Source organism: Pseudomonas sp. TH06 (assembly GCF_016651305.1).
Lineage (GTDB): Bacteria > Pseudomonadota > Gammaproteobacteria > Pseudomonadales > Pseudomonadaceae > Aquipseudomonas.
This window is the reverse complement of record NZ_JAEKEC010000001.1, coordinates 3,372,620-3,385,838: the sequence shown is the minus strand read 5'-3', so window position 1 is coordinate 3,385,838 and position 13,219 is coordinate 3,372,620. Positions and strand designations below refer to the sequence as shown.

The following is a 13,219-nucleotide window of genomic DNA, read 5'->3' as shown; positions in this document are numbered from 1 at the left end:
CGCACTCATGAACAAAAGCCGCCGATTATAGCGATCCCCCCGCGAAGACGCTCGGGTATACTTCGCCATCCTTTACAAAAGCACTGGAACCGACCCTCGATGCCGAAACCTGCCATTGCGCTCGACTTATTATTGCTGCCGACCTGGCTGGTACCCGTCGAACCTGCAGGCGTTGTGCTCAAGGAGCACGGCCTGGGCATCCGCGACGGTCGCATCGTGTTTATCGGCCCACGCGCCGAAGCGTTGAAGTGTAACGCCACGGAAATCCGCGAATTGCCGGACGTTTTGCTCAGCCCGGGCCTGATCAACGCGCATGGCCATGCAGCGATGACCCTGTTCCGCGGCCTGGCCGATGATCTGCCGCTGATGACCTGGCTGGAAAACCACATCTGGCCGGCCGAGGCCAAATGGGTCGATGAAGACTTCGTTCGTGACGGCACCGATCTGGCTATCGCCGAGCAGATCAAAGGCGGCATCACCTGCTTCTCGGACATGTATTTCTTCCCGAAGGTTGCCAGCGAGCGCGTGCACAACAGCGGCATTCGCGCACAGATCGCCATTCCGATCCTCGATTTCCCGATTCCCGGCGCCAGCAGTGCCGATGAAGCCATTCGTCAGGGCGTCGAGCTGTTCGGCGACCTCAAGCATCACGAACGGATCAAGATCACCTTCGGCCCTCATGCACCCTACACCGTCGGCGACGAGAATCTCGAGAAAATCCGCGTGATCGCCGAGGAGCTCGACGCCTCGATTCACATGCACGTCCATGAAACTGCCTTTGAAGTCCAGCAAGCCGTCGAGCAGCGTGGCGAGCGGCCGCTGGCCCGCCTCGGCCGCCTCGGCCTGCTCGGCCCGCGCTTCCAGGCCGTGCACATGACCCAGATCAGCGATGACGACCTGGCGTTGCTGGTAGAAAGCAATACCAGCGTGATCCATTGCCCGGAATCGAACCTCAAACTGGCCAGCGGTTTCTGCCCCGTGGAGCGTTTGTGGCAGGCTGGCGTGAACGTTGCCGTCGGCACTGATGGCGCAGCGAGCAACAACGATCTCGATCTGCTGGGTGAAACCCGCACTGCCGCGCTGCTGGCCAAAGCCGTCGCCGGCTCCGCCACCGCACTCGACGCCCACCGCGCCCTGCGCATGGCCACGCTCAACGGTGCGCGAGCGCTGGGCATCGAATCGCAGGTAGGCTCGCTGGAAATCGGCAAAGCCGCCGACATCGTCGCCTTCGACCTGTCCGGCCTGGCACAACAACCGGTCTATGACCCGGTTTCGCAGCTTATATATGCCACCGGTCGCGATTGCGTGAAACACCTGTGGGTCGCCGGCAAACAATTGCTCGACGACCGGCGCCTGACGCGCATGGACGAACAACAGCTGGGCGCCACCGCCCGCACTTGGGGCCAGCGCATCAGCGGCCACACCGAATCGTAAACACCGCGGACCCCGTTTCGCGGCTACAACCTTTTTCAAGTTTTTCGAGGAATTGAACATGAGCAACGTCGACCACGCCGAAATCGCCAAATTCGAAGCCCTGGCCCATCGCTGGTGGGACCGTGAAAGTGAGTTCAAACCGCTGCACGACATCAACCCGCTGCGCGTCAACTGGATTGACGAGCGGGTCAATCTGGCCGGCAAGAAAGTCCTCGACGTCGGCTGCGGTGGCGGCATCCTCAGCGAAGCCATGGCTCAGCGCGGCGCCACCGTGATGGGCATCGACATGGGCGAAGCGCCGCTGGCGGTTGCGCAACTGCATCAGCTGGAATCCGGTGTCAGTGTCGAATACCGGCAGATCACTGCCGAAGCCCTGGCCGAAGAAATGCCCGAGCAGTTCGACGTGGTTACTTGCCTGGAAATGCTTGAACACGTGCCTGATCCATCGTCGGTCATCCGTGCCTGCTTCCGCATGGTCAAGCCGGGCGGCCAGGTGTTCTTCTCGACCATCAACCGCAACCCGAAGGCCTACCTGTTCGCCATCGTCGGCGCCGAATACATCATGAAGCTGTTGCCGCGCGGCACTCACGACTTCAAGAAATTCATCCGTCCGTCCGAGCTGGGCGCGTGGAGCCGCATGGCCGGCCTGACCGTCAAGGACATCATCGGTCTGACCTACAACCCGTTGACCAAGCACTACAAACTGGCCAACGACGTTGACGTCAATTACATGATCCAGACCCTGCGCGAGGAGTAAGCCGATGGCCATCAGAGCAGTCCTTTTCGACATGGACGGCACTCTGCTCGACACCGCGCCGGACTTCATCGCCATTTGCCAGGCGATGCGCGCGGATCGTGGTTTGCCGCCAATGAACGACAAGCACATCCGCGACGAAATTTCCGGCGGCGCCAAAGCCATGGTCGCGGTGACGTTTTCGATGGATCCGGAGTCGCCGGGCTTCGAGGAACTGCGCCTGGAGTTTCTCGAGCGCTATCTGGCTGGCTGCGCAGTGCACAGCAAGCTGTTCGACGGCATGGGTGAACTGCTCGCCGACATCGAGAAGGCCAACCTGGTCTGGGGCGTGGTCACCAACAAGCCGCTGCGCTTTGCCGAGCCGATCATGCAGCAACTGGGGCTGGCCGAGCGCTCGGCGCTGTTGATCTGCCCGGATCACGTGAAGAACAGCAAGCCGGATCCGGAGCCGTTGATCCTTGCGTGCAAGATGCTTGATCTGGATCCATCGACGGTGCTGTTTGTAGGCGATGATCTGCGCGATATCGAGTCGGGCCGCGATGCCGGGACCAAGACCTGCGCAGTGACGTTTGGCTACATTCATCCGGACGACAACCCGCGGCACTGGGGCGCGGACGTGGTGGTGGATCATCCGTCGGAGTTGCGCAAGGTACTCGACAGCGCGCTTTGCAGCTGCTGACCCGACTGTTTGCAGGATGCCTTTTGTGGCGAGGGGATTTATCCCCGATCGACGGCGAAGCCGTCGTTAAATCTGCACGTCAAATCGACCTGAACGAATGCTGGGGCTGCTGCGCAACCCATCGGGGATAAATCCCCTCACCACAAAGGGTGAAGCAGGTCTTCATGAATGGATTGTGAGGTTTTTATGTTCGATTACTCCGCTCGTCCCGAATTGCTCAAGGATCGGGTCATTCTGGTCACCGGTGCCGGTCGCGGCATTGGCGCGGCTGCCGCCAAGACCTATGCCGCACATGGCGCTACGGTGCTGCTGCTGGGCAAGACTGAAGCCAACCTGACGCAGGTCTATGACGAGATCGAAGCGGCGGGCCATCCGCAACCGGCGGTGATTCCGTTCAACCTCGAAACCGCCCTGCCCCATCAATACGATGAGTTGGCAGCGATGATCGAGGCTGAATTCGGTCATCTTGATGGCCTGCTGCACAACGCCTCGATCATTGGCCCACGCACGCCGATCGAGCAATTGTCCGGCGAAAACTTCATGCGCGTCATGCAGGTCAACGTCAACGCCATGTTCATGCTCACCAGCACTCTGCTGCCGCTGCTCAAGCTGTCGCAGGATGCTTCGGTGGTGTTCACCTCCAGCAGCGTCGGGCGCAAGGGTCGTGCGTATTGGGGCGCTTACGGCGTGTCGAAGTTCGCCACCGAAGGCCTGATGCAAACCCTCGCCGACGAAGTTGACGGCGTGGCGCCAGTGCGCGCCAACAGCATCAACCCGGGCGGCACTCGCACCAGCATGCGCGCGCAGGCTTACCCGGGGGAAAACCCGCTGAACAATCCGGCTCCGGAGGAAATCATGCCGGTCTACCTGTACCTGATGGGTCCGGACAGTACCGGCATCAACGGCCAGGCATTCAACGCGCAGTAATGCCATACGTCGCATTTGTTGCCGCGGCGGATTCCCGTCGCGGCATGCATTTGCCGCCGCCGGCCGTCACATAACAGTCAAATATCCAGCACACCCTTCCCGCCTCTCACATCAAGTCGTTGATTTATAACGGGTTAAATAAAACAGAACTGAATGGCACGACTTTCGCTCTAAATTTCCTCAAAGCATGCCGTGTGAAGGCAATGGGGCAAGGCCTGATTCGATAGCTGACTAATCGTCATCAGGCAGACTAAACTTACGCCAAATGTCCTACGGGACTGATGGATCAGTATGACGCGCAGCCCATAGCCGCTCTCACCCAGCCTGTAAGACAGACTTACTGCTTAGGGGCTCACGCCATATGAAATCACCCTCCCAGACCAATGCAATTGACTTTGACAGTGCCAAATTGCAACGCCTGGGCTTTGGTCAACTCCCTCCGCTTCTGGAGCGTCCGACCAGCCTGGCGCAACTGCGCCAGCAAATGAGCCTGCAACTGCAAACCAGTCTTGAGCCGCAACGGATCCTCGGTCTGTTTTTTCGCGAAGTGCAACGTCTTGTGCCGCTGGATGCCTTGAGCTACGTGCATCAGGGCAGTGACCTGCGCCTGGAGTTTGGCGCTCGAGGTCATCACTCGGTCAGCTACAGCCTGAGCCACGAAGGCGAGCACATGGGCGAACTGGTGTTCCGCCGCAATCAGCGCTTCAACGAACAGGATCAGGGCAATCTCGAATCGCTGCTGTCGTCGTTGCTGTTTCCGATGCGCAATGCCCTGCTCTACCGCGCCGCAACGCAAAGCGCGCTGCGTGATCCATTGACGGGCGCCGGCAACCGCATCGCCATGGAGCAGACACTGCAACGCGAGATCGAAATGTCACGTCGGCATCTGCAACCGTTATCGGTGTTGATGCTCGATATCGATCACTTCAAACGCGTCAATGACAGTCATGGACACAGCGCTGGCGACACCGTGCTCAAAGCCGTGGCTGCCTCGATCAAGGGCCAGCTGCGCAACGTCGACATGGTGTTTCGCTATGGCGGGGAAGAGTTTCTGATCCTGCTGTCCAACACCAGCCGGGAAGCGGCGGCGATGGTTGGCGAGCGTCTGCGCTATGCGGCACAGGCTGCGGAGTATTACGCGGATGGGCAGTTGATCGAGCTGACGGTCAGTCTGGGTTGCTCAACCCTGCTCCCGGGCGAATCGGCAGAAAGCCTGTTGCGCCGCGCGGACAGTGCGCTGTACGTGGCCAAACGCGAAGGGCGTAATCGCTTGGCGATGGCGGGCTGAAACTCCCCGCCGCCCAAAACTACTGTAGGAGTAAGCCTGCTCGCGGTAGCGATCTGACATTCAACAATGATGTTGACTGACAGTCCGCCATCGCGAGCAGGCTCACTCCCACATTTTTACGCGGCTAATCAGCTCTCGACTACCGCCCGGCGCTCACGGCTTACCAGCAAGCGTTCAGACGTTTCGAGCTGCATGCAGCGCTCCAGGAACAGATACATATAGTCATAGCTCTTGCACACGGCCTGACGCAGCTCAACCTGCAAAGCCTTGCTCGGGTTCATGCCCGCCAGGGTGCAGATGATTTCCAGCGCCTCCCAAGGATGAGCATCGTCATATTGGGCGTGCATCTTCAACCACTTCATCGCGCGCTTTCGGTCTTCTTCGGGGAACGCGGCGGCGTACACCCCGTTGGAACAGACCAGCGCCGACCACTCCCCGGTCGCGCCTTCGATAGCGTAGTTGGTCGCGACGATGGCCACGATCAGCGAATCGGCAGAACTGGTGTGCCAGCACCAATGACTCAGGGCATGCAGTTCCGGCGGCACGTGCTGGGCCTGAAGATCCTCCAGACTGACGCCGTGCGCGCGACTCCAGTGCACCCAGTAATCGGCGTGATTGAGTTCAACGCGGATGTTGCGCATCAGCCAGCGCCGCGCCATGTCTTCGCCCGGGTGACGGGCAAATCTGGTTTTGGTGAGATTCTGCGCCATGTACAAGGCAAACTGCTCAACCACCGGCCAGCCCCCGATCAGGTACTGGCGCATGGTTTTGGCACTGAGCTTGTTATCGCGCATGCGCAGATACAACTCATGTTCGACAACCCGGCGCTTGCTCTCGCTGCAATCCTCAATGAGCTGTTGTGCCCAGCCGGGATAACTTGCAGCTTCCATGAGTGGTCCGGTTCGGTTGAATGTGTCGATCACTGTTCGGCTCCTTTTGATTTGTGATTGTAAGGATCGGCGAGAGACTTCAACGGAACGTGCCAGGCGCTTTGAATAACAGCGGCTGCGGTCTGGCGGGCCGACTTAGCAAACTGTCGCAGGTAAACAATTGCGGGCGTTCAATAACATAACCCTGAGCGTAATCCACACCAATCTCAAGCAATGCCTGCTCGATCTGGGTTGTTTCAACAAACTCGGCAATTGTCTGCTTACCCATGACATGGCCGATGTGATTGATCACTTCGACCATTGCGCGGTTAATCGGGTCGTCCAGCATATCCTTTACGAAACTCCCGTCGATCTTCAGGAAGTCTACAGGCAAATGTTTCAGATAAGCGAACGAAGACATTCCGGCACAAAAGTCATCCAGTGAGAAGTAACAACCCAAGCCTTTGAGTTCATTAATAAATCTGATTGCACTGCCCAAGTTTGAAATTGCACTGGTTTCAGTAATTTCAAAACAAATCATTTCAGGCGGAATCGAATGAATAACAAACTGTTCCCGCAGGAAGTGCAAAAACGCGTCATCTCCGATAGTAATGCCTGACAGATTAATCGCACACATTGCTAATGGGCCTTGATGTTCTTGTGCAATACATTGAGCAATAACCTTGAATACGTTTTGCACTACCCAACGATCCAACTGACTCATCAAGCCATAACGCTCGGCGGCGGGAATGAAACTGTCCGGCAGAATCATCCGACCGGCTTCATCATGCAGTCGCAGCAGGATCTCGATGTGTCCACCCTTGCCGTCGCTGGGTTTCAGCGGCGAGATTTCCTGGGCGTAGAGGCAGAAGCGGTTTTCTTCCAGCGCCATGTGCAACCGTTGCACCCAGGCCATTTCGCCGAAGCGCAGCGACAACTCGGAATCGTCGGCATGGTAGACCTGCACGCGGTTGCGCCCCTTCTCCTTGGCCATGTAGCAGGCCATATCGGCAGCGCGCAACGAGGCTTCGAGGGTTGTCGGCGTTTGCGCGACATGCACCAGGCCAATACTCACTGTGGTCAGGAAGGGCCGCCCTTTCCAGACAAAATGCAGGTTCTGCACGGTCTGACGCAGCGACTCGGCGATCTTCTCCGCAGCCTCCGGCGCGCAGTTCTCCAGCAGAATGCCGAACTCGTCACCACCGAGTCGCGCCAGCGTGTCACCCTCGCGCAGGCCCGATTGCAGCAACGTGCAGATGTGCCGCAACAGTTCATCGCCGGCGGCATGACCGCAGGTGTCGTTGACCAGTTTGAATTGATCCAGGTCGAGGAACATCAGCGCATGCCGCCCGGACTGCCGCGTGAGGTTGTGCAATGCCTGTTCGAGGCGATATTCAAACTCGCGGCGGTTGGCCAGCCCGGTCAGCGCATCATGGGTGGCCTGCCACGACAGATTGGCGATGTATTGCCGCTCCTGGGTCATGTCATGCAGCACCAGTACCGTACCAATGACTTTGCTGCTATTGCGGATCGGCGCGCCGACCAGCGTCACCGACACCGTGCTGCCGTCCAGGCGCTGGATCAGCTTGGAGTGCTCGCTGCCACCACTGAGCTGGCCACTGAGAATGTGCTCGATCAGGGTCAGACCTTCGGTCTGGGCGTTGTCGTCGAGCAGGTTGAACAGCGCCGCCAGCGGTAGCCCCGCAGCCTGCTCGGCCTTCCAGTGCGTCATGGCTTCGGCGGCGGGGTTCATGTAATCGATGGCGCCGGTCACGTCGGTGGTGATCACGCCATCGCCAATCGATTGCAACGTGACATGCGCCCGGTCTTTCTCCAGCTGTAGCGCTTCGGCGAAGGCATGACGCTGCTTGAGCAGTTTGTGCGTGCGCCACAAGGCCAGCACGATCAACCCCAGCGCCGTGGCCAGGTTGGTGAGCAGCAGGAGCCGCAGGATCATCCGCGAACCTTCGCCCAAGGCGTCGCTGAAGGCTTTCGCCGCTGGGGTCACGCCGTCGTTGACGGCAAAGATCCGCTCCTTCCAGCCCTGAATGTCGGCGCTGCTGGCGGTGTTCTGCGAGATGCTGCGGTGCATTTCGCGCGCCACGTCATCGAGCTCGACCAGATAGGCGTCACCCACGGTCCAGCGGTCGATGGCGGTTTCCAGATAGCTGAAATGCCGGAAGTTGAGGTACAGCCAGATCAGGCTGGAGACGTCATCCGGGTGGTTGCCGCCCTTGAGAATGCCTTCGCGCGCAGCAGCCAGATCCGGCGGCTGGCGATCCAGCGCCAGGCGCAACTGATGGCCGCCCTGAGGCACGGCAATCGCATTCTGGTATTTGAGGAAAATCGCCTCGTCACGACTGTCGGCGTACAGGTTGAGATAGTAGATGGCGTCTTTCTGGCCCTTGGACCAGAGGCTCTCTCCCGCTACATACCCGCGAACGGCCGACAGCACGTAAAGGCTCACACCTCCCAACAAGGCCTGAAATAACACGACGGCAATAAATGGCCAGACGATGCCCAACAACCGTGGCGTTCCGAGAGTCCGCTTTTGCTTCATGAGATCCCTTGCGCAAGCACTGCCAGTTGAACACCGGAAAATCCCGCTCCTGACAGCTCAGCCTAGGCTAATTTTCGACATGTCAAAGGGGCAGCTCTGCCGTCCACTATGTCGATCGTGCAACCTGGTTGTCTGCGGAGGTATTCCGGGCGTCTTTACTCAAAGCAATTCAAGCACTAAGCACAGAAACGCGGATAAAACTCAAGGGCGCTGGATTTGTTGCAGGTGGCCATAGAGCTTCGCGTACAGCCCGCCATCGGCAATCAATTGCTGATGATCGCCATCTTCGGCAACCTGCCCGCCATCGAAAACCAACACCCGGTCAGCCTGCTTCACCGCGGACAAGCGGTGGGCAATGATCAGCGTGGTACGGCCATTGAGAAAGCGCGCCATGGCTTGATGCAAGTTGTATTCGGTGGCGGCGTCGAGGGCCGAGGTGGCTTCGTCGAGGATCACCACTTTCGGCTCGGCGAGGATCATCCGCGCAATCGCCAGACGCTGGCGCTGACCGCCAGACAAACGCACGCCGGAACGCCCGACGATGCTGTCGAGGCCGTCGGGTAAAGCGCGGATGGCAGGTTCGAGCTGGGCGATTGCGAGTGCCTGCCAACAGGCCTCATCACTGCGGGTGCGGCCCATGGTCAGGTTGGCACGCACGGTGTCATTGAACAGCGCCGGGTGCTGCAACACCACGGCGACGTTTTCGCGAACCGTCTCCAGGCCGATTTCCTGCTGGGTCGAACCACCGAAACGGATAGTCCCCGCCAGCGGCGTGTACAACCCCAGCAGCAATTGCACCAAGGTGCTTTTGCCACCGCCGCTGGCGCCGACAATCGCCACCTTCTCACCGGGAGCGATGGACAGGTCCAGCTGATTCAGCACCAGCTCATCGCCGTAACCGAAGCTCAGGCCCTGCACCTGAATGCCCACGGTGTCGCGGCCCTTGAACGGATCGACACCGCCCGGGTACTGCGGCTCATCGGCACGTGCCAGCAACTCGTTGATCCGTGCCAACGCGCCGCCGGCCGCGTAGTAGGCGTATTGCAGATTCAGCAGCTGTTCCACCGGGCCGATCATGAACCACAGGTAACTGAATACCGCGAGCATCTGGCCGATCGACAGGTCGGAAAACAGCACGGTGAGCATAGCCGCCGCACGGAATATATCGATACCGAACTGGAACAGCAGGCCACTGGCGCGGTTGGAAGCGTCGGTTTTCCACTGCGAGTTGACCGCGTAGTTACGCACTTCCTGCGCTCGCAAGCCGAGCCGGCCAAGGAAGTAACCCTGACGGTTGCCCGCGCGCACTTCCTGGATCGAATCGAGGGTTTCGCTCAGCGCCTGGGTGAAACGCGCCGTGCTGTCGTTCTCGAGTTTTTTCAGGTGTTTGACCCGTTTGCCCAACTGCACCGTGGCGTAGATCACCAGCGGATTGAACAGCAGAATCAGCAGCGCCAGTTTCCAGTGCATCCACATCAGGATGCTCGCGGTGCCGACCAGCGTCAGCATCGCCACCAGAAAACGGCTGAGGGTTTCACCGACAAACTTGTCGAGGGTGTCCAGGTCCGTGACCAGATGCGTGGTCACCGTGCCACTGCCCAGGCTTTCGTATTCGCCGAGGGAAATGCGCTTCAGGCGTTCGATCAGGCGCACGCGGATGCGATAGACGATGTCCTTGGCCAGCCGTGCGAACAGCCGCGACTGCAACACGCCAAAGCACAATGCGCTGCAACGCAGGGTCAGGGTGACCACCAGCATCAGGCCGATATAGCCCGCCGCCTGCTGCCACATTGTCGGCAGCACATGGTTCATGATTTTCAACGCGGCATCGCCGTGGCCGAGCAACACTTCATCGACCAGCAACGGCAGCAGCAGCGGAATCGGCACACTGCACAGCGTCGCCAGCACGGCCACACCGTTGGCGATCCACAGGGATTTTTTGTGATGGAGTGCCAGGCGCCGGACTTCTGCCCAGCTCAGCCGGTCGACACGCTTTACGGCTGGCGTGTCATCGGCCCGGTCAGGCACAGGCTGCGCGCTCCAGCCAGCGACCGAGCAATGGTGATAACTCGCTGAGCGGTTGATAGCCGTTGGTCAGCAGCGCCAGTTGGCCGTTGCGTTCGGCAAGCAAGGTCGGGAAACCGGCGATGCCCAGATCCTGCACCCAACTGAAATCGGCCTGGGTCGCTTTGTGTTGATCCGCATGGTCGAACAAGGCTGCAAATTCGATACGCGGCACGCCGGCCTGCTCCGCCAATTCCACCAGCACGCTGGCCTGGGTGACGTCGCGACCTTCAACGTAAAACGCCTGTTGGATCAGCCCGACCAGTTTCCACGCACAATCGGGTGCGAGGCTGCGCGCCGTGACGATCGCACGGCAGGCAGGCTCGGTGTCGTAAACAAAACCCTCAGGCAACGCTCCCTCTAGCTTGAACGGCTGGCCGGTGGCCTCGGTGACCGCTTGCCAGTGCTCAAGGATGTAGCGCCGAGTCGTCGGTTCCAGCGCCGCACCGCTGCCGGTGCGCAAACCGCCCACCACAAGATGCAGCTCGACCCCGGCGGCTTGCGCCTGCTCGACCAGTGCCTTGGCCACCGGAGCGAACCCCCAGCACCAGGAACACATCGGATCCATCACATAGAGCAGGCGCGCAGACATGGTTAAGCCTCGGTGGATGCTTGCTTATAGTTGTAGCCGATCGGGTGCGGCTGGTTGCGCGCCTTGGCCAGTTCGATCTGCTTCTGGCGATCGGTGGCGCTGCGACGGGTTTTCTCGCTCAGGCTGTTCCAGCAGTGCGGGCAGCTGATACCGGCAACGTAATGCTCGGAGGCGCGATCTTCAACACTGACCGGCGTGCGGCAGGCATGACATTGATCGTAGTCGCCTTCGCTGAGGTCGTGGCGCACGGTCACGCGGTTGTCGAACACGAAGCAGTCGCCCTGCCACTTGGTTTCTTCCTGCGGCACCTCTTCGAGGTACTTCAGGATGCCGCCCTTGAGGTGATAAACCTCTTCGTAGCCTTCGCCGAGCATGTAGCTCGACGCTTTCTCGCAACGAATGCCACCGGTGCAGAACATCGCGACCTTCTTGTGCACAGCCGGGTTGAAGTGTTCTTTGATGTAATCGGGGAATTCACGAAAACTGGTGGTTTTCGGATCGATGGCGCCTTCGAAGGTGCCGATCGACACTTCGTAATCGTTGCGCGTGTCGATCAACAGCACTTCCGGGTCGCTGATCAACGCGTTCCAGTCTTGCGGATCAACGTAGGTGCCAACCTTTTTGTTCGGGTCGACGCCTTCGACACCGAGGGTGACGATCTCTTTCTTCAGCTTGACCTTGGTGCGGTAGAACGGCTGCTCGTCGCAGTACGATTCCTTGTGATCGATGTCGATCATCCGCGGGTCGTTCTTGAGCCAGGCGAGCAGGCCGTCGATGCCTTCGCGCGTACCGGAAACCGTGCCGTTGATGCCTTCTTCGGCGATCAGCAGCGTGCCTTTGATAGCGTTGTCGACCATGGCTTGCAGCAGTGGCTCGCGCAGGGTGACGTAATCTTCGAGGGTGACGAACTTATACAGTGCCGCCACGACAATCGGTTGTGTCATGGGTATTTCTCCAGGTGGCTACCCTCGTAAAGGGTGAACCGGATTCAAAAAAAACGCGCCGACTAAGCGGCGCGTTGCGGATTCTAGCAAAAACACTGTGGTTTTAGGATCTGCTGATGTTTCTTTGGAAAAATCCCCTCACCACAAAAGCCCCTGCCACCACTGCATCCAATATTAGTGTTTGCTTCCGCCGGCACAGGTCGGCGACGCCGGGGCGGCGCCGATCTCTGCCCATTCCTGCGGGGTGTAGGTGTGCAGCGCCAACGCATGGAACTCGCCCATCAGCTCGCCGAGCGTGCCGTAGACTTTCTGGTGGCGCTTGACCCGGTTCAGGCCTTCGAACTGCGCGCTGACCACCACGGCTTTGTAGTGCGTCTGTAACCCGCGACTGTGCATGTGGCTTTCATCCAGCACTTGCAGATGCTCAGGCTGCAGCAGGCCCAGCGTCGATTCGATGCGTTGTTGCATGGTCATCACGAACTCCGCTTACTTCTTCTTGGCCGGAGCAGCGCCTTTCGGGGCCAGCTCGTTGGTCATGTCGTCAAGCAACTTGTTGACCACCGGCACCGCGCTTTCCAGCTTGGCCTGAGTCATCTGGGCCGATTGCTGAGTCAGCTGCGGCATTTTTTCCAGGACTTTCTTGCCCAGTGGCGACTGGTAGAACGCGACCAGATCCTTGAGCTCGGATTCGCTGAAGTTGCTGGTGTAGAGCTTGACCATGTCCGGCTTCAGCTTGTTCCAGCCAATGGCCTGATCCAGAGCGGCGTTAGCCTTGGCCTGGTAGGTTTCCAGAGTGGCTTTCTTGGATTCCGGGGCTTTGGTCTGTTCAAAACGCTGGGCGAACATTTGCTGCACTTGCATGTACACCGGGGTGCCCAGTTTGTCAGCGTGCGCCAGGGTCAGGAAAGCTTCGGCACTGGCGTTGTGGCTGGCGGTATCGGCAAGCACCTGGCCGCTGGCGCAAACCAGTGCAACCGCGGTACAGATGGCACGAAGACGAGTCATCGAGTTTCCTTTTAAGCAAAGCGAGGTAAAACCCCAAGGGCGACCATTCTGCGCCTAAAAATCGCTGCGGCTCAACCCCCGGGCCTTGCCGCGCTTGATTGAC

12 protein-coding genes are annotated in these 13,219 nt (G+C 59.4%); 5 read left to right on the top strand and 7 right to left on the bottom strand.

Annotation, left to right across the window (positions count from 1 at the left end; genetic code table 11):
* The first annotated feature begins 99 nt into the window (after window positions 1–99).
* From JFT86_RS15275 to JFT86_RS15255, 5 genes are all read left to right on the top strand, one after another.
* The gene (locus tag JFT86_RS15275) at window positions 100–1,434 is read left to right on the top strand and encodes a TRZ/ATZ family hydrolase (protein WP_201237301.1); all 1,335 of its coding nucleotides are present in this window, start codon (window positions 100–102) and stop codon (window positions 1,432–1,434) included.
* A gap of 58 nt (window positions 1,435–1,492) precedes the next feature.
* The gene (gene ubiG, locus JFT86_RS15270; protein WP_025113081.1) at window positions 1,493–2,191 is read left to right on the top strand and encodes a bifunctional 2-polyprenyl-6-hydroxyphenol methylase/3-demethylubiquinol 3-O-methyltransferase UbiG; all 699 of its coding nucleotides are present in this window, start codon (window positions 1,493–1,495) and stop codon (window positions 2,189–2,191) included.
* 4 nt (window positions 2,192–2,195) lie between these two features.
* Window positions 2,196–2,867: an N-acetylmuramic acid 6-phosphate phosphatase MupP gene (mupP, locus tag JFT86_RS15265; protein ID WP_201237300.1), complete on the top strand. Its 672-nt coding sequence runs from the start codon at window positions 2,196–2,198 to the stop codon at window positions 2,865–2,867.
* Between the two features lie 186 nt (window positions 2,868–3,053).
* Window positions 3,054–3,794 carry a YciK family oxidoreductase gene (locus JFT86_RS15260; RefSeq protein WP_201237299.1) on the top strand — a complete coding sequence of 247 codons (741 nt, stop codon included), beginning with the start codon at window positions 3,054–3,056 and terminating at the stop codon, window positions 3,792–3,794.
* Between the two features lie 361 nt (window positions 3,795–4,155).
* A complete protein-coding gene (locus JFT86_RS15255) occupies window positions 4,156–5,082 on the top strand; it encodes a GGDEF domain-containing protein (RefSeq protein ID WP_201237298.1) in 927 nt (308 codons plus the stop codon).
* Between the two features lie 128 nt (window positions 5,083–5,210).
* Here JFT86_RS15255 and JFT86_RS15250 read toward each other — a convergent pair whose 3' ends face one another.
* From JFT86_RS15250 to JFT86_RS15220, 7 genes are all read right to left on the bottom strand, one after another.
* Entirely contained in the window at window positions 5,211–6,005 is a 795-nt protein-coding gene (locus JFT86_RS15250) for an iron-containing redox enzyme family protein (protein ID WP_201237297.1), read from the bottom strand.
* A 46-nt stretch (window positions 6,006–6,051) separates the two neighbouring features.
* Complete coding sequence (locus tag JFT86_RS15245; protein ID WP_201237296.1) at window positions 6,052–8,511, bottom strand: EAL domain-containing protein; 2,460 nt, start codon at window positions 8,509–8,511, stop codon at window positions 6,052–6,054.
* A gap of 201 nt (window positions 8,512–8,712) precedes the next feature.
* Window positions 8,713–10,539, bottom strand: a complete 1,827-nt coding sequence (locus JFT86_RS15240; protein WP_201237295.1) for an ABC transporter ATP-binding protein — start codon at window positions 10,537–10,539, stop codon at window positions 8,713–8,715.
* Entirely contained in the window at window positions 10,532–11,167 is a 636-nt protein-coding gene (locus JFT86_RS15235; protein WP_201237294.1) for a DsbA family protein, read from the bottom strand. The genes JFT86_RS15240 and JFT86_RS15235 overlap by 8 nt, the downstream gene beginning before the upstream one ends.
* Before the next feature lie 2 nt (window positions 11,168–11,169).
* Window positions 11,170–12,111: a rhodanese-related sulfurtransferase gene (locus JFT86_RS15230; RefSeq protein WP_201237293.1), complete on the bottom strand. Its 942-nt coding sequence runs from the start codon at window positions 12,109–12,111 to the stop codon at window positions 11,170–11,172.
* 174 nt (window positions 12,112–12,285) lie between these two features.
* The gene (locus JFT86_RS15225; RefSeq protein WP_201237292.1) at window positions 12,286–12,585 is read right to left on the bottom strand and encodes a BolA family protein; all 300 of its coding nucleotides are present in this window, start codon (window positions 12,583–12,585) and stop codon (window positions 12,286–12,288) included.
* 12 nt (window positions 12,586–12,597) lie between these two features.
* Window positions 12,598–13,116: a DUF2059 domain-containing protein gene (locus JFT86_RS15220; protein WP_201237291.1), complete on the bottom strand. Its 519-nt coding sequence runs from the start codon at window positions 13,114–13,116 to the stop codon at window positions 12,598–12,600.
* Between the last annotated feature and the right edge of the window lie 103 nt (window positions 13,117–13,219).